Below are 21,143 nucleotides of genomic sequence, written 5' to 3' on the forward strand. Positions count from 1 at the left end.
GCGGGGCGGTCGTGCCGTAACCTCGCACGCAGTGTGGTGACCGAAGGGGGAGCCGGCGTGGCCGCGATCAGTCTCAGCAAGGTGGAGGAGACCGCTCCCGCGCTGGTCAGCCTGTACAAACGGGCCGGGGACTCGCTCGGCCGGCACGGGCTGGGCGGGCAGCGGGCCGCGGTCTACCTCGTGGTCGATCACTCGGGCTCGATGAAGCCGTACTACAAGGACGGCAGTGTGCAGGCGCTCGCGGACCGGGTGCTCGGGCTGTCCGCGCATCTCGACGACGACGGCCGCGTCCCGGTGGTGTTCTTCTCCACCGACGTCGACGCCGAGACCGACATCGCGCTCGCCGACCACCAGGGGCGGATCGAGCGGATCGTGGCCGGGCTCGGCCACATGGGCAAGACCGCCTACCACCTGGCGATGGACGCCGTGATCGACCACTACCTCGACAGCGGGTCCACCGCCCCCGCGCTGGTGGTCTTCCAAACCGACGGCGGCCCGATCAACAAGCTCGCCGCGGAACGGTACCTGTGCAAGGCGGCCGCGTTGCCGCTGTTCTGGCAGTTCGTCGGCTTCGGCGACCCGGGCAGCCGGCAGTTCGAGTTCCTGCGCAAGCTCGACGAGCTGGCCGTGCCGCAGAAGCGGGTGGTCGACAACGCCGGCTTCTTCCACGCGGGTGCCGATCCCCGCAAGGTGTCCGACGCCGAGTTGTACGACCGGCTGCTGGGTGAGTTCCCGAAGTGGCTGGTGGCGGCCCGGGCGCAGGGGATCGTACGGTGAGCCTCCCGCTGCCCGCCGCCACACGCGCGGCCGTCGCCTGGAAGAACGGCGGCGGCGTGACGCGTGAGATCGCCGCCTTCCCGCCGGGCGCGGGCATGGACGCCTTCACCTGGCGCGTCAGCCTCGCCGAGGTCGCCGCGGACGGGCCGTTCTCGGCGTTCCCCGCGGTGGAGCGGACCCTCACCCTGGTCGAGGGCGCGGGCATGGACCTGACCGTGGGCGGACGGCGGCGACTTGTCGACACGCGGTACGTGCCCCAGGACTTCCCCGGTGACGTGCCCACCGACTGCCGGCTGCTCGGCGGACCCGTCGTCAACCTCAACGTGATGTGGCGCAGGGGCGCCACGGCCCCGACCGTCGCGGTCGTGCGCGGCCGGCTCCGGCTGGGGGCGGCGCACACGCTGGTCGTCGCCCTCGGCGAGGGCGCGGAGGTGGCCGGGCTGCGGCTCGGCCGGCACGACGCCGTCCTGCTGAGCGGACAGGAGGCGCCGCTGCACGCGCACGGACCGACGGCGGTCGTCGGACTCACGCCGTAGCAGCGGACCGAGAGGCACCGGCCGGTCGCGCGCGGCGAGTTGCTCACACGGCCGCCCGCCCCGTTGGCTTGCGCGGGCCGTCGTGCCACCCTGAGGTTGATCCGAGGGGGAGGCCGAGTATGGACGGCGCACGATCGGCGAACGAGGGCGCGCGCAGGGCGAGTTCGGGCCGCCCGGGAGACCCCGGCAAGGGCGAGAGACTGGCCGACTGGGCCGACGGGCGGCTCGGGCTCCACGCGTTGGCCAAGGCCAACATGCGCAAGGTGTTCCCGGACCACTGGTCCTTCATGCTGGGCGAGATCTGTCTCTACAGCTTCCTCATCCTGATCCTCACCGGCGTCTACCTCACCCTGTTCTTCGAGCCGAGCGGCGCCGAGGTCGCCTACCACGGCTCGTACGCGCCGCTCAACGGCGTGCTGATGACCAGGGCCTACGAGTCGACGCTCGACATCAGCTTCGACGTACGGGGCGGGCTGCTGATCCGGCAGATCCACCACTGGGCGGCGCTGGTCTTCGTCACCGGCATGCTCGTACACATGATGCGGGTGTTCTTCACCGGCGCGTTCCGCAAGCCCCGCGAGGTCAACTGGCTGTTCGGCTGGACCCTGTTGATGCTCGGCATCCTCACCGGCCTGACCGGCTACTCGCTCCCCGACGACCTGCTCTCCGGCACCGGCATCCGGTTCGCAGACGGCGCGATCCTGTCCATCCCCATCGTGGGAACGTACATCTCCTTCTTCCTCTTCGGCGGGGAGTTCCCGGGCCACGACATCATCTCCAGGCTGTTCCCGGTCCATGTGCTGCTGCTGCCCGGGATCATGCTCGGCCTGGTGGTGGCCCACCTGATCCTGGTCTTCTACCACAAGCACACCCAGTACCCGGGCCCCGGCCGCGACCAGAAGTCGGTCGTCGGCATGCCCTTCCTGCCGGTCTACATGGCCAAGGCGGGCGGCTTCTTCTTCCTCACCTTCGGCGTGCTGACCATCATGGGCGGCATCGCCAGCATCAACCCCGTGTGGGCCTTCGGGCCGTACCGGCCCGACCTGGTCACCACCGGCGCCCAGCCCGACTGGTACCTCGGTTTCTCCGAGGGCCTGATCCGGGTGATGCCGGGCTGGGAGATCAGCCTCTGGGGTCACACCCTGGTGCCGGGCGTCCTCATCCCGTTCTCGCTCTTCCCGCTGATCCTGCTCGCCCTCGGCGTCTACCCCTTCATCGAGGCGTGGATCACCGGCGACCGACGCGAGCACCACATCCTGGACCGGCCGCGCAACGTCCCCGTGCGCACCGGCCTGGGCGCCGCCTGGCTCAGCCTGTACGTCGTGCTGCTGATCGGCGGCGGCAACGACATCGTCGCCACGCATCTGCACCTGTCCATCAACGCGATCACCTGGTTCGTGCGCATCGGTGTCTTCGTCGTGCCCGTCCTCACCTTCACGGTGACCAAGCGGATCTGCCTCGGCCTCCAGCGCCGCGACCGGGACGACGTGCTGCACGGCAGGGAGACCGGCACCATCCGAAGGCTGCCGCACGGCGAGTACGTCGAGGTCCACGAACCCCTCTCGCCCGCCCGGCTGTTCACCCTCACCCAGCACGAGCAGAACCCGCCCTACGAGATCGGGCCGCGCGTCGACGCCAACGGGGTGCGCCGGCCCGTCACGGTCACCCAGCGGGTGCGGGAACGGCTGGCCCGGGCGATGTTCGGGCCCGAGACACACATCCCGAAGCCCACCGAAACGGAGTACCGGGAGCTCACCGGCGGCGATCACCACCACTGAGGACCAGCGCCCGGCACTCCTGCGGCGTGCCCCAGGCCGTGCGCAGGGCGCGGGCCCTGGTCAGCCAGAGCGACAGGTCGTACTCCGCCGTGTAGCCGATCGCGCCGTGCATCTGGAGCGCCGTACGGGCCGTCGCGTACGCCGCCTCGCAGGCGCTGACCTTGGCGGCGGCCACGTCCGCCGGGTCCATCGTCAGCGCGGCGCCCAGAACCAGGGGGCGGGCGAACTCCAGGGCGATCCGCGCGTCGGCCAGCCGGTGCTTGACCGCCTGGAACGAGCCGACCGGGACGCCGAACTGGACGCGCTGCCCGACATACGCGACCGTCCGGTCGAGCAGCGCGAGGCCGACGCCGAGAGCCTGCGCGGCGGTGGCGAGCCGGGCCCAGAGCACCGCGGGCGCCGAGGGCGGCCCGGGGCCGAGCAGCTCGCCGCCGGGCAGCAGGGGGGTGAGGCGGCGGGCCGGGTCCAGGGAGGCGCGCACGGGGCCGGCCCCGGGAGCCAGCCGCAGACCGTCCGGTGTGAGGGCGAGACGGAGGTCGGCCGCGTCGCCGTCCAGGGCGTACGCGCCCGGCCCGGCCGCCAGCGTCGCCATCGTCGCGCCCGAGGCCAGCGACGGCAGGAAGCGCTTCGCCGGGCCCGGCCCCGCGGCACCGGCGAGGAGCACGGCAGCCGCGACCGTCTCCGCCAGCGGCCCCGGCGCCGCGTGCCTGCCCAACTCCACGAAGGACAGGGCGAGTTCCACCGGTCGCGGACCCAGCCCCTCGTACTCCTGCGCGACCGCCAGCGCGAACACCCCCGCCTCGGCGATCCGCGACCACAGCGCCCGGCCCGGTGCGTGCTCGCCGCGGCTCCAGGCGCGCACCACCGCGGGTGTGCCGGCGGACGTCAGCATCGCGTCCAGCGACCGCGTGAACTCCCGCTGCTCGGCGTCGGGCAGGAAACGCATCAGCGCCGTCCCTTCGGCAGGCCGAGCAGCCGCTCGGCGACGATGTCGCGCTGGATCTCGTTCGTGCCGGCGTAGATCGGGCCCGCGAGGGAGAAGACATAGCGCTCGGCCCAGTCGGAGTCCGCCAGTTCGCCGTCGGGCCCGAGGAGGTCCAGCGCCGTCTCGTGCAGCGCGATGTCGTACTCCGACCAGAAGACCTTGTTCAGGCTGGACTCCGGGCCGACCGGCTCGCCCGCCAGGAAGCGGGACGCGGCCGCGTAGGTGAACAACTGGTAGGCGCGGGCGCCGATCAGCGCGTCCGCGACCCGTTCCCGGGCCCACTCGGGGCTGCCCCGCGCCCGCCACAGACGCCGCAGACGGTCGGCGGCGGCGAGGAAACGGCCCGGGGAGCGCAGGGTGAGCCCCCGCTCGTCGGCGGCCGTGGACATCGCGACCCGCCAGCCCTCGCCCGGCTCACCGACGACGTCCTCGTCCGGCACGAACACCTCGTCCAGGAACAGCTCCGCGAACGCCGGTCTGCCGTCGAGGCGGCCGACGGGACGGACCGTGACACCGGGGGCACGCAGGTCGAACATCAGGTAGGTCAGGCCCTGGTGGGGTCGCGGCCGGTCCGGCTCGCTGCGGAACAGGCCGAACGCCCGGTCCGCGAAGGCCGCCCGCGACGACCACGCCTTCTGCCCGCTCAGCAGCCAGCCGCCGTCCGCGCGCACCGCCTTCGAGCGCAGCGACGCCAGGTCCGAGCCCGCCTCCGGCTCCGACCACGCCTGCGCCCAGACCACCTCCCCGCTCGCCATGGGCGGCAGCACGCGGGCCCGCTGCTCCTCGGTGCCGTGCGCGAAGAGGGTGGGGGCGAGCAGACCGACGCCGTTCTGGCCGACACGGCCCGGACCGCCCGCCGCGTAGTACTCCTCCTCGAAGACCAGCCAGCGGATCAGCCCGGCGTCCCGGCCGCCGTACCGCGTCGGCCAGTCGACCACCGACCAGCGGTCCGCGGCCAGTTCGGCCTCCCACGCGCGGTGGGCCGCGAAGCCCTCCGCGGTCTCCAGGGAGGGCAGCGGCGGGCGCGGCACCCGGGCGTCGAGCCAGGCGCGGGCCTCGGCGCGGAAGGCCTCGTCGGCGGGGGAGTGGGTGAGGTCCACGGTCTCCGTCCCTCCCTCGAATCTTCCCTAACAAGTGTTTGGTAGGTTAGCGTGGGCCCATGACAGACGTCGAGAGTCCGGCCTGCCCGTCCGGGCACGGACTGCTGCGCGGACGCACCGCCGTCATCACCGCGGCGGCGGGCGCCGGGATCGGCGGCGCGACCGCCCGCCGGTTCCTGGAGGAAGGCGCGCGCGTGTTCATCAGCGACGCCCACACCCGGCGGCTGAAGGAGCACGAGGCCGCGCTCGCCGCCGAGTTCGGCGCCGACGCGGTCACCGCCCAACCCTGTGACGTGACCGACGAGACGCAGGTGCGGGCACTGTTCGACGCCGCCGCGACACGGCACGGGCGGCTGGACATCGTCGTCAACAACGCCGGCCTCGGCGGTACCTCGACACTCGTCGACATGACCGACGAGCAGTGGTCCCGCGTGCTGGACGTGACCCTGAACGGCACCTTCCGCTGCACCCGGGCGGCCCTGCGCGCGATGCGGGCGACCGACGGCGGAGTGATCGTCAACAACGCCTCCGTCGTCGGCTGGCGCGCCCAGGCCGGACAGGCGCACTACGCCGCCGCGAAGGCCGGCGTGATGGCGCTGACCCGGTGCGCGGCGATCGAGGCGGCGCAGTACGGGGTCAGGGTGAACGCCGTCGCGCCGAGCCTCGCCATGCACCCCCACCTGGCCCGGGTGACGACCCCCGAACTGCTCGCGGAGCTCACCGCCCGCGAGGCCTTCGGCCGGTACGCCGAACCCTGGGAGGTGGCCAACGTCATCGTGTTCCTCGCGTCCGGCTACTCCTCGTACCTGACCGGGGAGGTCGTCTCCGTCAGCAGTCAGCACCCCTAGGAGCACCGACCACAATGGACCCGTGCCGACCAAGAAGAAGCCCCAGGTGACCGCAGCGCCCGCCCGCCGCGGCGAACTCCTCAACACCGCCGCCGAGGTCTTCGCCGAGCAGGGCTACAACGCCACCACCGTGCGAAAGATCGCGGACCACGCGGGCATGCTCGCGGGCAGCCTCTACTACCACTTCGACTCCAAGGAGTCGATGCTCGAAGAGATCCTGCGCACCTTCCTCGACGAACTCTGGGGCGGCTACGACGCCGTCCTGAGCGCCGAACTGGGCCCGCGCGAGACCCTGGAGGCCCTGGTCACCGAGTCGTTCCGGGAGATCGACCGGCACCGCGCCGCCGTCGCGATCTACCAGAAGGAGTCCCGGCAACTGGTGGCGCAGGAGCGGTTCGCGTTCCTCGCCGACTCGCAGCGCAGGTTCGAGCGGGCGTGGCTGTCCACGCTGGAGCGCGGGGTCGCCGCCCGGGTCTTCCGGGACGACCTCGACGTCCGGCTCACCTACCGGTTCGTCCGCGACACGGTGTGGGTCGCCGCGTCCTGGTACCGGCCGGGCGGACAGCACAGCCCGGAGGAGATCGCCCGGCAGTACCTCTCGATGGTGCTGGACGGGATCGCCGTACGCGCCTAGACAGACCAGCACAGGTCCCGGCACAGCCCGGTACGACCCAGCACGACCCAGCACGACCCAGCACGGGATTCAGCACGGCCCAGCACAGCGCAGCCCGTACGACCCAGCACGGCCCTGCACGTAGCTCAGCACGTCACTCACGCGGAATCACTGGGGAGTCACCATGGCCGAGGCCTACATCGTCGAAGCGGTCCGTACGCCCGTGGGGCGGCGCGGAGGAGGGCTCAGCGGGGTGCACCCGGCCGATCTGGGCGCGCACGTGCTGAAGGAACTCCTCACCCGCGCCGACGTCGACCCGGCCGCCGTCGAGGACGTCGTCTTCGGCTGCCTGGACACGGTGGGGCCGCAGGCCGGCGACATCGCCCGGACCGCCTGGCTGGCTGCCGGGCTGCCGGAGGAGGTGCCGGGCGTGACCGTGGACCGGCAGTGCGGCTCCTCGCAGCAGGCCGTGCACTTCGCGGCCCAGGCCGTGCTCTCCGGCACCCAGGACCTGGTGGTCGCGGGCGGGGTGCAGAACATGTCCCAGATCCCCATCGCCTTCGCCACCCGGCAGGCCGCCGAACCGCTCGGCTTCACCCAGGGCCCCTTCGCCGGCAGCGAGGGCTGGCGGGCACGGTACGGGGACCGGCCGGTGAACCAGTTCGCCGGCGCCGAGATGATCGCCGCGAAGTGGGGGATCAGCCGTCAGGACCAGGAGGAGTTCGCGCTGCGCTCCCACCGGCGGGCGCTGCGGGCCATCGACGAGGGCCGCTTCGAACGGGAGATCGTCCGCTACGGCCCGGTCGCCGTCGACGAGGGACCGCGCCGGGACACCTCACCGGAGAAGATGGCCGCGCTGAAGCCCGTCATCGACGGCGGCACCGTCACCGCCGCCTGCTCCTCGCAGGTCTCCGACGGCGCCGCGGCCCTGCTGCTGGCCTCGGAGCGGGCGGTGCACGAGCACGGACTGCGGCCCCGGGCCCGCGTGCACCATCTCTCCGTGCGCGGCGAGGACCCCATCCGCATGCTCACCGCGCCGATCCCGGCCACCGCCCACGCCCTGAAGAAGACCGGGCTGTCGATCCACGACATCGACCTCGTGGAGATCAACGAGGCCTTCGCCCCGGTCGTCCTCGCCTGGCTGAAGGAGACCGGCGCCGACCCGGCGAAGGTCAACGTCAACGGTGGCGCCATAGCCCTCGGACACCCGCTCGGCGCCAGCGGCGCGAAGCTGATGACCACGCTCCTGCACGAACTGGAGCGCACCGGCGCCCGCTTCGGCCTCCAGACCATGTGCGAGGGCGGCGGCCAGGCCAACGTGACGGTCATCGAGAGGCTGTGAGCCGCTCCCGTACCTCCTGCGCCTCCTTCATGATCCGCTCCACCAGTTCCGCGCAGGACGGCAGGTCGTCGATCACGCCGGCGACCTGCCCGGCGGCCATCACCCCCAGGTCCGCCCGCCCGTCCACCATCGCGGCCTTCAGCAGCATCGGCGTGTTCGCGGCGAGCAGGACCTGACTCCAGGCGAGGTCCTTGCCGTGCCGCAGGGCCAGACCGTCCCGGACCATCCGCCGCCAGGTCAGCCCGGACAGCCGCCGGAAGCCCGCCGCCCTGCGCACGGCCTGCGACAGCGCCCTCACCCGGCCGGCGTCCTCCAGCGCGTCGACCAGGTCCGTACGCAGCATGCGATGCGGCAGACCGTCCACCGCGCGCGTCACCGTCACGTCCCGCACCGTCGCCGCCAGATACCGCGCCTTCACCGCGTCCGGCACCGTCGAGTCCGACGTCAGCAGGAACCGGGTGCCCATGGCCACGCCCGCCGCGCCGTACGCCAGCGCCGCGACCAGGCCCCGCCCGTCGAAGAAGCCGCCCGCCGCCACGACCGGTATGTCCACGGCGTCCACGACCTGCGGCAGCAGCACCGTCGTCGCCACCTCGCCGGTGTGGCCGCCGCCCTCCCCGCCCTGCACGACCACCGCGTCCGCGCCCCACGCCGCGACCTTCTCGGCATGCCGGCGGGCGCCGACGGACGGGATGACGACCACCCCCGCCTCCTTGAGTTCGGCGATCAGCTCACGGGACGGGGCCAGCGCGAACGACGCCACCCGCACCCCCTCCGCGACGATCACACGCACCCGCTCGCCCGCGTCGCCCGCGTCCGCGCGCAGATTCACCCCGAACGGCGCGTCCGTACGCGAGGCGACCTCCCGGATCGCCGCCCGCAGCTGGTCGAGGGTCATCGTCGCGGAGGCCAGTACGCCCAGCGCGCCCGCGTTCGCCGCCGCCGACACCAGCCGCGGGCCCGCCACCCATCCCATGCCCGGCTGCACGATCGGGTGCCGCACCCCGACCAGCCTTGTGAACGCCGTCTCCATCACACCCCCGTCCGCTCCGGGACCTCCCGGGCGCGGGCGTTCGCCGGGTCGATCACCTCCCGGATCAGCCGCAGTTCCCCGGCGGTGGGCTCCCGCGTGTACGGCACCTCCGCCGGGACGGCGAGCGGGAACGCCGTCGCCTCCCGCACCTGCTCGACGCTCACCCCCGGATGCAGCGACGCCAGCCGCATGGCGTGCTCGGGCGTGGCGAAGTCGAAGACGCCGAGGTCGGAGACGACGCGAGGGATCCCGTGGAAGCGGGCCGTGCGCGGATGGCGGGCGGCGCGGTCGTACCCCACCCCGCACACCAGGTCGACCTGCGCCACGAAGACCCGCCGGGAGTGCCTGGGGACCCAGTAACTCGTCGGATTGTTGAGGGTGTTGACCGGGGCGCCCCGGACGCCGAGCAACTGCCGCCTCGGCGCCGCCCAGTCGCCGATGCACGCGATGTTCTGGTTGCCGAACCGGTCGATCTGGCTCGCGCCCATCATCACGTGCCGCCGACCGCCGCTGACGAGGTCCAGATGCTGGCCGTAGGGCAGCCATCCCTCGGGAGTGCCGTCGAGGTCCACGAGCATCGCCTCGCCGTCGGTCAGCAGCAGATCCGGGGCGAAGGTGTGCCGGGCGAGCCGCGCGCCCACGGACGGGATCACCCCGCCCATCGGGCTCGCCAGGATCTCGCCCGCACCGCGCCAGGCCTCGGCGCAGGCGATCACGCAGTACTCGGCACGGGTGGGCGCGGAGGTGGGGCTGCCACCCGGGGCGCTCACAGTTCCCGCTCCTTGCGCCAGGCCCGTACCGCCGACCGGTAGGTGTGCTCGTCCCCGCCCAGGAACCGGGTCGCGAACTCCGGCCAGGGCGTGGCCGCGTACTGCCTCTGGAACTCCTCGTCCCGTCCGTAGTCGGGTGCGCAGGACGTGAAGTGCGCGCCGTTCGGCGCCTCGACCACGCCCGTCACCGTGTGCCGCTTGAGCAGCAGCGACTGCGGGCCGGCCTCGGCCTTCCCGGTCAGCTCCGCGGTGTCCACGATCCGCTCGCACGAGACGTAGGCCGCGTCCGCCGCCGCGCAGAACAGGTCGTCGAAGTACGGGTCCGGGCCCAGGTACTGGCCGTTGCCCCGCCGGTCCGCGCGGTTGACGTGCACCAGGGCCGCGTCCAGGCACAGCGCGGGCATCGCCACGAACGTCTCCCCGTCCTCGTAGGGGGAGTCGACGGTCCGCAGCGTGGGGTTGATCCGCATCACGTCCGAGCCGATGCCGGCCCGCACCGGCAGGAACGGCAACCGGCTCGCGGCCGCGCGCAGCCCCCACAGGAACATCGCCTCGTCGATCTCCATCAGCTCGAACGCCCCCCGCTCGCGAGCCGCGCGGTAGTGCGGTTCGAGCGGGATCGAGTCCAGGGTGGTGAAAGCGGCGACCAGCTTCCGGATCCGTCCGGCGGCGGCCAGCATGCCGACGTCCGGGCCGCCGTACGAGACGACGGTGAGATCGGTGATGCCGGTGCGCAGCAGTGCTCTCACCAGGGCCATCGGTTTGCGGCGTGAGCCCCAGCCGCCGATGCCGACGGTCATGCCGCTGGCCAGCCCGGAGACCGCCTCGTCGGCGGTCATCGTCTTGTCACCCACCTACGCCCCCCTCCTTCCCGAAGGTGTCCCGGATCCGGTCGGCCACCCCGCTGACGTCCGCCTCGAACGTGAAGCCCTGCTCGAAGCGGTAGCTGCGGCGCACGTCGACGGGGTCGATGCCGTTGATGGCGGACTTGGCCAGTCGCAGCAGTTCGCCGTCCTTGGCGGCGATCTCCCGCGCCAGCTCCAGCGCGGCGGCCCGCAGCCCGTCCCCCGGCACCACCCGCCACACCGAGCCGTACGCGTGCAGCTCGGCCGCGCTCGCCGTGCGCGAGGTGAAGTACAGCGCGCGCATCAGGTGCGCGGGGACCAGCCGGGCCAGATGCGTGGCCGCGCCCAGGGCTCCCCGGTCGAGTTCGGGCAGGCCGAAGACGGCGTCGTCGCCCGCCACGATCACGTCCGCGTTCCCCACGAGGCCTATGCCGCCGCCCAGGCAGAAACCCTGCACCGCCGCCACCACCGGCACCTCGCACTCGTACACCGCCGCGAACGCCTCGAAGCAGCCGCGGTTGGCGCCGACCAGTGCCGAACGGCCGTGCGCCTGTATCTCCTTGATGTCCACGCCCGCGTTGAAGCCGCGCCCCTCGGCGGTCAGCACCACGCACCGGACCTCCGGAGCGCGGCCCGCCGCGCGCACGGCGTCGGCCAGGGCGAACCAGCCGGCCACCGGCAGCGCGTTCACCGGCGGGAAGTCGACCGTGACGACGGAAATCCCCTTTTCCGGGGACGAGGTGGAGACACCCATCGGCGCATCAGCTACCTTTCCACCCAGCCGCTATTCCACCAAACATTTGTTAGGTGTGAGGCTTCGAAGCTAGCAGTCGGCGGATCGCAGCGGGAGGCCCTGTGGACAACTCGCACCCCTCGCCACTGGACGGCAGGACGGTGGTGGTGACCGGCGGCACCCGGGGCGTGGGGGCGGGGATCGCGCGGGCGTTCGCGGCGGCGGGGGCACGGGTCGTGGCCTGCGCCCGCAGACCTCCGCCCGAAAAGCTCCCGGCGGGCGTCGAGTTCGCCCCGCTGGACCTGCGCGACCCGCCCGCCGTACGGGACTTCTTCGACGCGCTGCCCCGACTCGACGTGCTCGTCAACAACGCGGGCGGGGCGCCCTACCGCCTGCTGGCCGACACGGACGCCGAGCGGCACGCACGGGTCATCGAACTGAACCTCGTCACCCCGCTGACGGCCTCCCTCGCCGCGTACGAGCACCTCCGACGGACCCGGGGCGCCGTCGTCATGATCGGCAGCGTCAGCGGCGGCCGGCCCTCGCCCGGGTCGGCGGCGTACGGGGCGGCCAAGGCGGGACTGGAGAACCTGGCCCGTTCCATGGCCGTGGAGTGGGCGCCGGAGGTCCGCGTCAACACCCTCGTCGTCGGCATGGTCCGCACCGAGCTGTCCCATCTCCACTACGGCGGCGAGGACGGCATCGAGGCGGTCGCACGCACCGTCCCGCTCGCCCGACTGGCCGCACCCGCCGACATCGGCGCCGCCGCGCTCTTCCTCGCCTCCGACGCCGCGGCCTACATCAGCGGGGCGAGCCTGCTCGTGCACGGGGGCGGGGAGCGGCCCGCCTTCCTGGACGCCGCGACCGTCAACAAGGGGGAATGAATGAGGACCGGGAAGAACGGAATCTGCGCGGGACGGGTCGTCGTCGTCACCGGCGCCGGACGCGGCCTCGGCCGCGCACACGCGCTCGCGTTCGCCGCGGCGGGAGCGCGGGTCGTCGTCAACGACCTCGGCGTGGGACTGGACGGCACGCCGGGACCCGACAGCCCCGCGGCGCGGGTCGTGGACGAGATCAGGGCAGCCGGCGGCGAAGCCGTCGCCCACGCGGGAGACGTCGCCACCGGCGAAGGGGCCGCCTCGCTGATCCGGGCCGCGCTGGAGACCTACGGCCGGCTCGACACACTCGTCAACAACGCGGGGTTCCTGCGCGACAGGATGCTGGTCAACCTCGACGAGGACGACTGGGACGCCGTCGTCCGCGTCCACCTCAAAGGGCACTTCCTGCCGCTGCGGCACGCGGCCGCGCACTGGCGGCAGGAGACCAGGGCCGGGCGCCGGCCCGAGGCGCGGGTCATCAACACCAGCAGCGGAGCCGGGCTGCTGGGATCACTCGGACAGGGGAACTACAGCGCGGCGAAGGCCGGGATCCTCGGGCTGACACTGGTCGCCGCGGCCGAACTGGAGCGGTACGGCGTCCAGGTCAACGCGATCGCGCCCGCGGCACGGACGAGGATGACCGAACGGACGTTCGCCGCGGCGATGGCGGCGCCGGACGACGGGTTCGACGCGATGGCACCGGAGAACGTCTCGCCGCTGGTCGTCTGGCTGGGCTCGGCCGACAGCGCGGGCGTCACCGGGCGCGTCTTCGAGGCGGAGGGCGGCCGCATCACCGTCATGGAGGGATGGCGGCCCGGACCCACGACGGACCACGGGGAGCGCCGGCGACCCGAGGAGGCCGGAGCGGCCGCACGCAAGCTCCTCGCGGAGGCGGAGACACCGGGGGCGGTGTACGGGACGTAGGGCCGTCCGGCGGGTCGCGGGCGCGAAGGGAGGCTTTCGGCCATGCGGCGGGTGAGGGGGCGTGGGGACGTAGCGGCGTCCAGCGGGTCACGGGGACGTGAGGCGCAGGGCCATCGGCGGGGCATAGGGCCTGGCGGCCCGGCGGCCTGGCGGCCCGGAGGCCCGGCGGTCTCGGGGTCGGCACGACGGAGCGGTCACGACCGGCGGCGCGCTCGCCCCCCACCGCTCACGTGTCGCACTCCAGCACCGTCCGGCACAACGCACACCGCGCCCGCACCCGCCCCCGCACCGGCACCCTGATCCGCTGATGACAGGTCGGGCACGGGAACGACACCCGAAGCGGACCTTGGACGTCCGGACTGAAGTCGTACGGCGTACCCGGCGCGGCGGCCCCGACGTGCTCCTGGACCTGGACCTGGCCCTGCGCATGGCGACGGTCCCGCGCATAACGACGCCGCCCCGCCCAGCCCGCCGCCCTCAGCGGCGGCTGCTGCTCGTCACTGCGTGCCAGGGACAGACCCTTCCCATAGGCCTCGTACGCCTGCGGACTCGTGAACCACACCGACGGATCCTCGCCGAACACCAGCGCACGCTTCGCCAGGACGTACCCGAACTCCTCGGGCGTGAGATAGCCGAGCTTCTGCGACGACACCGCGTCCTCCCGGAACGCGTCCAGAAGCAGCCAGCCCGCGCCCAGATACGTGGTCGCCGTGTCCGTGAGGATCTCGTTGTCGCGCGTACCCGGGAAGGACAGATCCAGCCGGTGCAGATAGACATGCATGATCTCGTGCGCCAGAGCCGCGCCGATGTCCCGGCGATGCGTACGGAACCGGTCGTTCAGCTCCACGAAGTACTCGGGGCCCGCCGCGAGTTCGATGTGCGCCGCGTGCTCCATCTCCCGGAACCCGACGATCATGCGCGCGTCCGGCAGCCGATAGTGCCGCACGAGCTCCCGCGCGATGCGCTGAGTGCCCAGATGGAGGTCGTCGGTGTCGCAGAACGCCACGTCGACCGGGGCCACACTGCTCGCGAACGTCTGCACCGTGTCGTACGACAGCCGCTTGTACAACGCCGTGACGGCGGCCCGCACCGTCTCCAGATGCGGGTAGCCGTGCTTGACCGGTCCGCCGTTCGCCACACCCGCACCCCCAAGACGCCTGAAGCCGATTCCACTGTACGAGGACCCGCACGGAATTTCCCCGCCGTCGGCGCCGGCGTCTCCCGGCCGCTCGTGCACGCGGCCGTCGGATCACCCGCCGCCGGCTCCGCGTAGGGTGAACGCTCATGACCACCAGCAACACCGGTACCGCAGACGTCGACCCCGCCGTCCGCGAGGAACTCGCCCGGCTGCGCGACAGCATCGACAACATCGACGCGGCCGTCGTCCACATGCTCGCCGAGCGCTTCAAATGCACCCAGCAGGTCGGCCACCTCAAGGCCGCACACCACCTGCCGCCCGCCGACCAGGACCGCGAGGCACGGCAGATCGCCCGCTTGCGCGCACTCGCCGAGAGCGCCAAGCTCGACCCGGCCTTCGCTGAGAAGTTCCTCAATTTCATCATCGCCGAGGTGATCCGCCACCACGAGCACATCGCGGACAGCACGGCGAACGGCTCCACCTCGACGGCCGATTGACGTCGGTGTACGCCCCCGGGGAGTGACACGGGGACGCGTCCGGGGCATGCTGCGCTGTGCACTGCTCGTCAACCAGCGGGCACTGCGCGTCAGCACCCCGGACGTAAGCTGGTGGTCCCACCGTGGGAGGGACGTCGGGCCATGCCGTCGGATGCCACGATCCTCATAGTCGACGACCACGAGGACACGCTGTACGCCCTGGAAAGCGCCCTGGCCCCGCTCGGCTACCAGGTCAGCCGGGCCACCAGCGGCGACGAGGCACTCAAACAGGTACTGCGCGGCCGCGTCGGCCTGCTCCTGCTCGACGTGCGCATGCCCGGCGTCAGCGGGCTGGAGGTCGTGCGCTACATGCGGCGCGTGGAACAGACCCAGCACATCCCCGTCGTCCTGCTCACCGGCTTCGGCCCCGACCACGAACTGACCTCCGCCGCCTTCGGACTCGGCGTCGCCGACCTGGTCATGAAACCCATCGACCCCTGGGCACTGCGCACCAAGGTCCGCTTCCTCTACGACGCCCACCAGCGCCAACAGACCCTGGAACAGGAAGTACGCGAACTGCGCGCCCTCGTCAAAGGCCACACCGACACCACCCGACGCCCCCCGCGCACCGGCCTGCCCCTCCCGGACGCCCGCGTTCCGCCCCAGCGGGACATCCCACGGGCGGCTCCGGCGCGAGAAGGGACATAGGGCGCGTACCGAACCGCCTCTGTGCCTCGACGACGCCATCAGGCAGCATGTCGTTCATGTCCGTACTGACGCGCGACGAAGCGCAGACCCGTGCCCAGCTCCTCGACGTCCACCGCTACACGATCGAGCTCGATCTGACCACCGGAGACGACACCTTCGGGTCCGTGACCGTCATCGGATTCACCGCTCACTCGGACGCGGACACGTTCGTCGAACTCAAGCCCGCCGAGCTGCGCTCCGCCACCCTCGACGGACAGCCCCTCGATCCCGAGACCCTCGACGGCAACCGGCTGCCCCTGAAGAACCTCACCAGCGGCGAGCACGAACTGCGCGTCGACGCCGTCATGCGCTACTCCCGCACCGGCGAGGGCATGCACCGCTTCACCGACCCCACCGACGGCGAGACGTACCTCTACACACAGCTGTTCATGGAAGACGTGCAGCGCGTCTTCGCCGCCTTCGACCAGCCCGACCTCAAGGCCGTCTTCGACCTGTCCGTGCAGGCCCCCGAGGGCTGGACCGTCCTCGCCAACGGCGTCACCGACCACCTGGGCGAGGGCCGCTGGAAGGCCGCACCCACCCCGCTCATCTCCACCTACCTCGTCGCCGTCGCCGCCGGCCCCTGGCACTCCGTGCGCACCGAGCACCGCGGCCTGCCCTTCGGCATCCACTGCCGCCGCTCCCTCGCCCCCCACCTCGACGCGGACGCCGGGGAACTCCTCGAGATCACCCAGCAGTGCTTCGACCGCTACCACGAGAAGTTCGAGGAGCCCTACCCCTTCGACTCCTACGACCAGGCCTTCGTCCCCGAGTTCAACGCGGGCGCCATGGAGAACCCCGGCCTGGTCACCTTCCGCGACGAGTTCGTCTACCGCTCCGCCGTCACCGACACCGAGCGCCAGACCCGCGCCATGGTCATCGCCCACGAGATGGCCCACATGTGGTTCGGCGACCTCGTCACCCTCAGGTGGTGGGACGACATCTGGCTGAACGAGTCCTTCGCCGAGTACATGGGCTACCAGACCCTCACCGAGGCCACCCGCTTCACCGACACCTGGACCGACTTCGGCGTCGTGCGCAAGCCCTGGGGCTACGACGCCGACCAGCGCCCCTCCACCCACCCCGTCGCCCCCGACGCCGTCGAGGACACCGCCTCCGCACTCCTCAACTTCGACGGCATCTCCTACGCCAAGGGCGCCTCCGCGCTGCGCCAACTGGTCGCCTGGCTGGGCGACAAGGACTTCCTGGCCGGCATCAACACCCACTTCGCCCGCCACCGGTTCGCCAACGCCACCCTCGCCGACTTCATCGACTCCCTCGCCGCCGCCACCGACCGCGACGTCCACGCCTGGGCCGACGCCTGGCTGCGCACCACCGGCGTCGACACCCTCACCCCCGTCGTCACCGTCGGCGACGACGGCACCCGCACCCTGACCGTCGAACACGCCGGCAGCCGCCCGCACCGCATCGCCGTCGGCCTCTACGACCAGGACCTGAACGACGCGAGCCGCCTCACCCTGCGCGAACGCCTCGACCTCGACGTCCCCGGCGCCGCCCCGCAGCCCATCGGCAAGCGCCCCGCACTGCTGCTGCTCAACGACGGCGACCTGACCTACGCCAAGGTCCGCTTCGACCCCGAGTCCTTCGAGACCGTCACCAGGAGCCTGTCCGGCCTGCCCGAACCGCTGACCCGCGCGGTCGTCTGGAACGCCCTGCGCGACGCCGTACGCGACGGCGAACTCCCGCCCGCCGCCTACCTGGAGGCCGCCCGCGCCCACCTCCCGCGCGAGAGCGACCTCGCGCTCGTCCAAGGAGTGCTCGCCTTCGCCTCCGCCCAGGTCGCCGACCGCTACCTCAGCCCCGAGGACCGCCCCGCCGCCCTCGCCACCCTCACCGGCCTGTGCCGCGACCTCATCCGCCGCACCGAGGACGGCGACAACCCCGGCCTGCGGCTCATCGCCGTACGCCACTACATCGACGTCGCCGCGCAGCCGGACACCATCAGCGCCTGGTTCTCCGAGGGCACCGTCCCCGGCGGCCCCGAACTCGACCCCGAACTGCGCTGGCGCATCCTCGGCCGGCTCGCCGTCCTCGGCGCGATCGACGACGCCGTCATCGACGCCGAACTCGTCCAGGACCCCAGCGCCACCGGCCAGGAGGGCGCCGCCCGCTGCCGGGCCGCCCTGCCCGACCCCGAGGCCAAACGCCTGGCCTGGGAGGCGATGTTCGCCACCGACGACCTCTCCAACTACCTCTTCACGGCCACCGCCCAGGGCTTCTGGCAGCCCGAACAGGCCGCTCTGGTACGGGACTACGTGCCGCTCTACTACCAGGACGCGGTCGCCGTCGCCGCCCGCCGCGGCCCCGCCATCGCCGAGGCCGCCGGCCGCTGGGCGTTCCCCGCCGCCGCCGTCGACCCCGAGACACTGCGCCTGGGCGAGGAGTGCCTGCGCGACGCCGGCCCCATCCCGGCCCTGCGCCGCAAGCTCATCGACCAACTCGACGACCTGGCGCGGGCACTGCGGGTCAGGGAGGCGTAGCCCCGCGCAGGGGGTGGTTCCACGCAGGGGTGGTTCCACGGAGGGGTGCTTCCACGCAGGGGTGGGTCCCCCGGAGGCGTCCACCTCCGGGGGCGGGGGCGGGAACGCGGCACCCCGAAGGCGGGCCGCCGACCGGCCGGCCCGAGGTGGGCCGGGTGGTTCCGGCGGTGAGCACAGCGTGGCGTCACCGCCGGGCCCGTACTCCCCAACACGTTTTCCCCGCACGGGAGTACCCCCACCCGGGTCCCGCTCGTTGGGCATTCGGGGTGAGCCGTCGCATCCGCGTACAAGCCGGAACTCCCCCCGCCCCGCGCCCCGGAGGAGCCCATGAGCACGCCGCCGCTCGCCTCAGGTCCCGAAGGCTCCAGCGCCCTGCGGCCGCTGCTCGACACCGTGCTGGAAGCCCTGCGCGACGGCCGCCGGGCACGCGGCGGACCACTGCCCGCCGGCGGACCTGACGCCGTCGCCGCCCGCCTCAGGACCGCCGTCGCAGACGTACTGCCCGACCACGGCGACCCCGACGCCCTGCGCACCCTCGTCCACGCCCTCACCGCAGGCGCCGCCGACCCCGCCGACCCCCTGTGCGCCGCCCACCTGCACTGCCCGCCGCTCGCCGTCGCCGCCGCCGCCGACCTCGCCGTCAGCGTCCTCAACCCGTCCCTGGACTCCTGGGACCAGGCACCGGCCGCCTCCGAGCTGGAAACCCTGGTGACCGGCACACTCGCCCGGCTCGCGGGACTCGCCGACGCCCTCGTCACCACCGGCGGCACCGAGTCCAACCAACTCGCCCTGCTGCTCGCCCGCGAAGCACACGGCGGCAGCGTCCGCCTCGTGCACGGCGCCAACGCCCACCACTCCCTGCCCCGCGCCGCCTGGCTGCTCGGACTGCCCGAACCCGTCGTCGTCCCGGCCCCCGCCGGCACCCTCGACCCCGCGGCCCTCGACGAAGCCCTCACCGAACTGCACGGCCCGCTGCTCGTCGCCGCCACCGCGGGCACCACCGACGCCGGACTCATCGACCCGCTGCCCGAGATCGCCGCCCTGTGCGCCGCCCACGGCGCCCGACTGCACATCGACGCCGCCTACGGCGGAGGCCTCCTCTTCAGCGACCGCCACCGCCCCGCGCTCACCGGCCTCGACGCCGCCCACACCGTCACCCTCGACCTGCACAAACTCGGCTGGCAACCGGTCGCCGCGGGCCTCCTCGCCGTACGGGACGCCCACGACCTCACCGTCCTGCACCAACACGCCGACTACCTCAACGCCGACGACGACACCGAAGCCGGCCTGCCCGACCTGCTCGGCCGCTCCCTGCGCACCACCCGACGCCCCGACGTCCTCAAGATCGCCGTCACCCTCAAGACCCTCGGCAGGACAGGCGTCGCGGCCCTCGTCGACCAGGTCTGCGCCCACGCCACCCGACTCGCCGAACTCCTCGAAGCCCACCCCCGCTTCGAGCTCTACGACCGCCCCACCATCAGCACGGTCCTCTTCCGGCCCGCCGAAGCCACCGACGACACCGTCGCCGACCTACGCCGACGCCTCCTGCACGAAGGCCGCGCCGTCCTCGGCCGGACCCGCCTCGACGGCCGGCTCTGGCTCAAGGCCACCCTCCTCAACCCCCACATCCGGCCCGAAGACCTGGCCGGGCTCCTGCACCTCGTGGAAGGAACCACCCCCCGATGACCCACCCCCCACACCACGAGCCCGAAGCGCCCCGCGACCTGGTCGGCATCGGCATCGGCCCCTTCAACCTCTCCCTCGCCGCCCTCGCCCACCCCCTCGCCGAACTCGACGCCGTCTTCTACGAACAACGCCCCGGCTTCGACTGGCACCCCGGCCTGCTCATCGACGGCGCCACCATCCAGGTGCCGTTCCTCGCCGACCTCGTCACCCTCGCCGACCCCGCCAGCGCCTGGACCTTCCTCAACTACCTCAGAGCCCGCGACCGGCTCTTCCCCTTCTACTTCGCCGAGCGCTTCCACATCCAGCGCGCCGAGTACGACGCCTACTGCCGCTGGGTCGCCGAGAGCCTCCCCGGACTGCACTTCCGCCACCAGGTCGAGGCCGTCCGCTGGAACCACGAACGCGACGTCTTCGAAGTCGACTACACCCACCTCGACACCGACGGCGAAGCCGAAGCCCTCGGCCGCACCTACACCCACAACGTCGTCCTCGGCGTCGGCACCGAGCCCTACGTGCCCGACCCCCTCAAACCCCTCGTCGAAGCCCCCGGCGTACCCGTCCTGCACGCCGCCGACTACCTCGCCCACCGCGAGACCTTCGCCGCCGCCGAACACGTCACCGTCGTCGGCTCCGGACAGTCCGGCGCCGAGGTCTTCCTCGACCTCCTGCGCCACCGCCCGCCCGGCCGCGACCGCATCCACTGGATCGGCCGCACCGAGGCCTTCGCCCCCATGGAGTACTCCAAGCTCGGCCTGGAGCACTTCACCCCCGACTACACCCGCTACTTCCACACCCTCGACGAATCCGCCCGCGACCGGCTCGTCACCACCCAGTGGCAACTCCACAAGGGCATCGACAGCGACACCATCGCCGCCATCCACGACGAGCTCTACCGCCGCACCCTGCACGGCGGCTGGCCCGACGCCGTCCTCACCCCCGGCGTCCGCGTCCGCACCGCCGGCCGCATCGCCAACACCAAGATCGAACTACACCTGGAACACGTCCAACAGGGCAGCCGCAGCCGCCTCACCACCGACGCCGTCATCCTCGCCACCGGCCACCGCGAACGCCCCCTGGACCGCATCCTCGCCGGCCTCGACCCCTACCTGCACCGCGACAGCCGCGACCGCCCCCGCGTCGACGAACACTTCCGACTCGTCCTCGACCCGGCCGTCACCGGCTCCGTACACGTCCAGAACGCCGCACTGCACACCCACGGCGTCGGCACCCCCGACCTCGGCCTCGCCGCCTGGCGCAGCGCCACCATCCTCAACTCCCTCACCGGGAAAGAGACCTACCCGCTGCCGACCCGCACCGCCTTCACCACCTTCGGACTCGCCCCACAGCCGCGGATCCCACGGACCCGGCAGCCACAAGCGGCCCTCACCCCCCTCGTCGAAGGCCGCTGACGACGAACCGGCGACCGACCACCA

General features: G+C 72.6%; 20 protein-coding genes. 13 read left to right on the forward strand and 7 right to left on the reverse strand.

Annotated elements, in window-relative coordinates:
* The first annotated feature begins 57 nt into the window (after positions 1-57).
* From ACFV0T_RS34280 to ACFV0T_RS34290, 3 genes are all read left to right on the forward strand, one after another.
* Entirely contained in the window at positions 58-777 is a 720-nt protein-coding gene (locus tag ACFV0T_RS34280) for a vWA domain-containing protein (RefSeq protein WP_385788007.1), read from the forward strand.
* Entirely contained in the window at positions 774-1,313 is a 540-nt protein-coding gene (locus ACFV0T_RS34285) for a HutD family protein (RefSeq protein ID WP_385788010.1), read from the forward strand. Before ACFV0T_RS34280 ends, ACFV0T_RS34285 begins: the two co-directional genes overlap by 4 nt.
* A gap of 119 nt (positions 1,314-1,432) precedes the next feature.
* Positions 1,433-3,091 (forward strand): cytochrome bc complex cytochrome b subunit, encoded by a 1,659-nt coding sequence (locus ACFV0T_RS34290; protein WP_385788012.1) that lies wholly within the window; start codon positions 1,433-1,435, stop codon positions 3,089-3,091.
* Here the strand turns inward: ACFV0T_RS34290 and ACFV0T_RS34295 are convergent.
* Together ACFV0T_RS34295 and ACFV0T_RS34300 are read right to left on the reverse strand one after the other, a co-directional pair.
* A complete protein-coding gene (locus ACFV0T_RS34295; protein ID WP_385788014.1) occupies positions 3,066-4,037 on the reverse strand; it encodes an acyl-CoA dehydrogenase family protein in 972 nt (323 codons plus the stop codon). The genes ACFV0T_RS34290 and ACFV0T_RS34295 overlap by 26 nt on opposite strands.
* The gene (locus tag ACFV0T_RS34300; RefSeq protein ID WP_385788017.1) at positions 4,037-5,176 is read right to left on the reverse strand and encodes an acyl-CoA dehydrogenase family protein; all 1,140 of its coding nucleotides are present in this window, start codon (positions 5,174-5,176) and stop codon (positions 4,037-4,039) included. Before ACFV0T_RS34300 ends, ACFV0T_RS34295 begins: the two co-directional genes overlap by 1 nt.
* 59 nt (positions 5,177-5,235) lie before the next feature.
* On the opposite strand from ACFV0T_RS34300, the gene ACFV0T_RS34305 reads away from it, so the two are divergent.
* The 3 genes from ACFV0T_RS34305 (at position 5,236) to ACFV0T_RS34315 (ending at position 7,979) form a co-directional block, all read left to right on the forward strand.
* Complete coding sequence (locus ACFV0T_RS34305) at positions 5,236-6,024, forward strand: SDR family oxidoreductase (protein ID WP_385788020.1); 789 nt, start codon at positions 5,236-5,238, stop codon at positions 6,022-6,024.
* A 22-nt stretch (positions 6,025-6,046) separates the two neighbouring features.
* A complete protein-coding gene (locus tag ACFV0T_RS34310; protein WP_385788023.1) occupies positions 6,047-6,658 on the forward strand; it encodes a TetR/AcrR family transcriptional regulator in 612 nt (203 codons plus the stop codon).
* Positions 6,659-6,821: 163 nt separating this feature from the next.
* Complete coding sequence (locus ACFV0T_RS34315; RefSeq protein WP_385788026.1) at positions 6,822-7,979, forward strand: acetyl-CoA C-acetyltransferase; 1,158 nt, start codon at positions 6,822-6,824, stop codon at positions 7,977-7,979.
* On the opposite strand, the gene ACFV0T_RS34320 is transcribed toward ACFV0T_RS34315, so the two are convergent.
* The 4 genes from ACFV0T_RS34320 to ACFV0T_RS34335 are packed head-to-tail and all read right to left on the reverse strand — an operon-like array spanning position 7,963 to position 11,381.
* Positions 7,963-9,012, reverse strand: a complete 1,050-nt coding sequence (locus ACFV0T_RS34320) for an NAD(P)H-dependent flavin oxidoreductase (protein WP_385788029.1) — start codon at positions 9,010-9,012, stop codon at positions 7,963-7,965. The two genes, ACFV0T_RS34315 and ACFV0T_RS34320, sit on opposite strands and share 17 nt — an antisense overlap.
* Positions 9,012-9,782, reverse strand: a complete 771-nt coding sequence (locus tag ACFV0T_RS34325; protein WP_385788031.1) for a CoA-transferase subunit beta — start codon at positions 9,780-9,782, stop codon at positions 9,012-9,014. The genes ACFV0T_RS34320 and ACFV0T_RS34325 overlap by 1 nt, the downstream gene beginning before the upstream one ends.
* Positions 9,779-10,636: a CoA transferase subunit A gene (locus ACFV0T_RS34330; RefSeq protein WP_385788035.1), complete on the reverse strand. Its 858-nt coding sequence runs from the start codon at positions 10,634-10,636 to the stop codon at positions 9,779-9,781. The genes ACFV0T_RS34325 and ACFV0T_RS34330 overlap by 4 nt, the downstream gene beginning before the upstream one ends.
* On the reverse strand, positions 10,629-11,381 hold the full coding sequence (locus ACFV0T_RS34335; RefSeq protein ID WP_385788038.1) for an enoyl-CoA hydratase family protein: 753 nt from the start codon (positions 11,379-11,381) through the stop codon (positions 10,629-10,631). The genes ACFV0T_RS34330 and ACFV0T_RS34335 overlap by 8 nt, the downstream gene beginning before the upstream one ends.
* A gap of 101 nt (positions 11,382-11,482) precedes the next feature.
* Between ACFV0T_RS34335 and ACFV0T_RS34340 the strand changes: the two genes are divergently transcribed.
* Together ACFV0T_RS34340 and ACFV0T_RS34345 are read left to right on the forward strand one after the other, a co-directional pair.
* Complete coding sequence (locus ACFV0T_RS34340; protein ID WP_385788040.1) at positions 11,483-12,244, forward strand: SDR family oxidoreductase; 762 nt, start codon at positions 11,483-11,485, stop codon at positions 12,242-12,244.
* Complete coding sequence (locus ACFV0T_RS34345; RefSeq protein WP_385788043.1) at positions 12,245-13,162, forward strand: SDR family oxidoreductase; 918 nt, start codon at positions 12,245-12,247, stop codon at positions 13,160-13,162.
* A gap of 226 nt (positions 13,163-13,388) precedes the next feature.
* Here ACFV0T_RS34345 and ACFV0T_RS34350 read toward each other — a convergent pair whose 3' ends face one another.
* On the reverse strand, positions 13,389-14,300 hold the full coding sequence (locus tag ACFV0T_RS34350; protein WP_385788045.1) for a hypothetical protein: 912 nt from the start codon (positions 14,298-14,300) through the stop codon (positions 13,389-13,391).
* A 146-nt stretch (positions 14,301-14,446) separates the two neighbouring features.
* On the opposite strand from ACFV0T_RS34350, the gene ACFV0T_RS34355 reads away from it, so the two are divergent.
* The 5 genes from ACFV0T_RS34355 to ACFV0T_RS34375 all read left to right on the forward strand — a co-directional run bounded on the left by ACFV0T_RS34355 (position 14,447) and on the right by ACFV0T_RS34375 (position 21,119).
* On the forward strand, positions 14,447-14,797 hold the full coding sequence (locus tag ACFV0T_RS34355) for a chorismate mutase (RefSeq protein ID WP_385788048.1): 351 nt from the start codon (positions 14,447-14,449) through the stop codon (positions 14,795-14,797).
* A 141-nt stretch (positions 14,798-14,938) separates the two neighbouring features.
* The gene (locus ACFV0T_RS34360; protein ID WP_385788051.1) at positions 14,939-15,484 is read left to right on the forward strand and encodes a two-component system response regulator; all 546 of its coding nucleotides are present in this window, start codon (positions 14,939-14,941) and stop codon (positions 15,482-15,484) included.
* Positions 15,485-15,540: 56 nt separating this feature from the next.
* Positions 15,541-18,024, forward strand: a complete 2,484-nt coding sequence (gene pepN / locus ACFV0T_RS34365; RefSeq protein ID WP_385788054.1) for an aminopeptidase N — start codon at positions 15,541-15,543, stop codon at positions 18,022-18,024.
* Positions 18,025-18,351: 327 nt separating this feature from the next.
* The gene (locus tag ACFV0T_RS34370) at positions 18,352-19,710 is read left to right on the forward strand and encodes a pyridoxal phosphate-dependent decarboxylase family protein (protein ID WP_385788056.1); all 1,359 of its coding nucleotides are present in this window, start codon (positions 18,352-18,354) and stop codon (positions 19,708-19,710) included.
* Complete coding sequence (locus tag ACFV0T_RS34375; protein ID WP_385788059.1) at positions 19,707-21,119, forward strand: lysine N(6)-hydroxylase/L-ornithine N(5)-oxygenase family protein; 1,413 nt, start codon at positions 19,707-19,709, stop codon at positions 21,117-21,119. Before ACFV0T_RS34370 ends, ACFV0T_RS34375 begins: the two co-directional genes overlap by 4 nt.
* Positions 21,120-21,143: the final 24 nt, after the last annotated feature.

Origin of the sequence: Streptomyces sp. NPDC059582 (assembly GCF_042735715.1) — a bacterium.
Taxonomy (GTDB): Bacteria; Actinomycetota; Actinomycetes; order Streptomycetales; family Streptomycetaceae; genus Streptomyces.

Bases quoted from the DNA above. Each gene is read 5' to 3' on its own strand.
- ACFV0T_RS34375 (WP_385788059.1), top strand. From the start codon at position 19,707: ATGACCCACCCCCCACACCACGAGCCCGAAGCGCCCCGCGACCTGGTC.
- ACFV0T_RS34295 (WP_385788014.1), bottom strand. From the start codon at position 4,037: ATGCGTTTCCTGCCCGACGCCGAGCAGCGGGAGTTCACGCGGTCGCTG.
- ACFV0T_RS34315 (WP_385788026.1), top strand. From the start codon at position 6,822: ATGGCCGAGGCCTACATCGTCGAAGCGGTCCGTACGCCCGTGGGGCGG.
- ACFV0T_RS34335 (WP_385788038.1), bottom strand. From the start codon at position 11,381: ATGGGTGTCTCCACCTCGTCCCCGGAAAAGGGGATTTCCGTCGTCACG.
- ACFV0T_RS34355 (WP_385788048.1), top strand. From the start codon at position 14,447: ATGACCACCAGCAACACCGGTACCGCAGACGTCGACCCCGCCGTCCGC.
- ACFV0T_RS34305 (WP_385788020.1), top strand. From the start codon at position 5,236: ATGACAGACGTCGAGAGTCCGGCCTGCCCGTCCGGGCACGGACTGCTG.
- ACFV0T_RS34345 (WP_385788043.1), top strand. From the start codon at position 12,245: ATGAGGACCGGGAAGAACGGAATCTGCGCGGGACGGGTCGTCGTCGTC.
- ACFV0T_RS34370 (WP_385788056.1), top strand. From the start codon at position 18,352: ATGAGCACGCCGCCGCTCGCCTCAGGTCCCGAAGGCTCCAGCGCCCTG.
- ACFV0T_RS34290 (WP_385788012.1), top strand. From the start codon at position 1,433: ATGGACGGCGCACGATCGGCGAACGAGGGCGCGCGCAGGGCGAGTTCG.
- ACFV0T_RS34320 (WP_385788029.1), bottom strand. From the start codon at position 9,012: ATGGAGACGGCGTTCACAAGGCTGGTCGGGGTGCGGCACCCGATCGTG.
- ACFV0T_RS34360 (WP_385788051.1), top strand. From the start codon at position 14,939: ATGCCGTCGGATGCCACGATCCTCATAGTCGACGACCACGAGGACACG.
- pepN (WP_385788054.1), top strand. From the start codon at position 15,541: ATGTCCGTACTGACGCGCGACGAAGCGCAGACCCGTGCCCAGCTCCTC.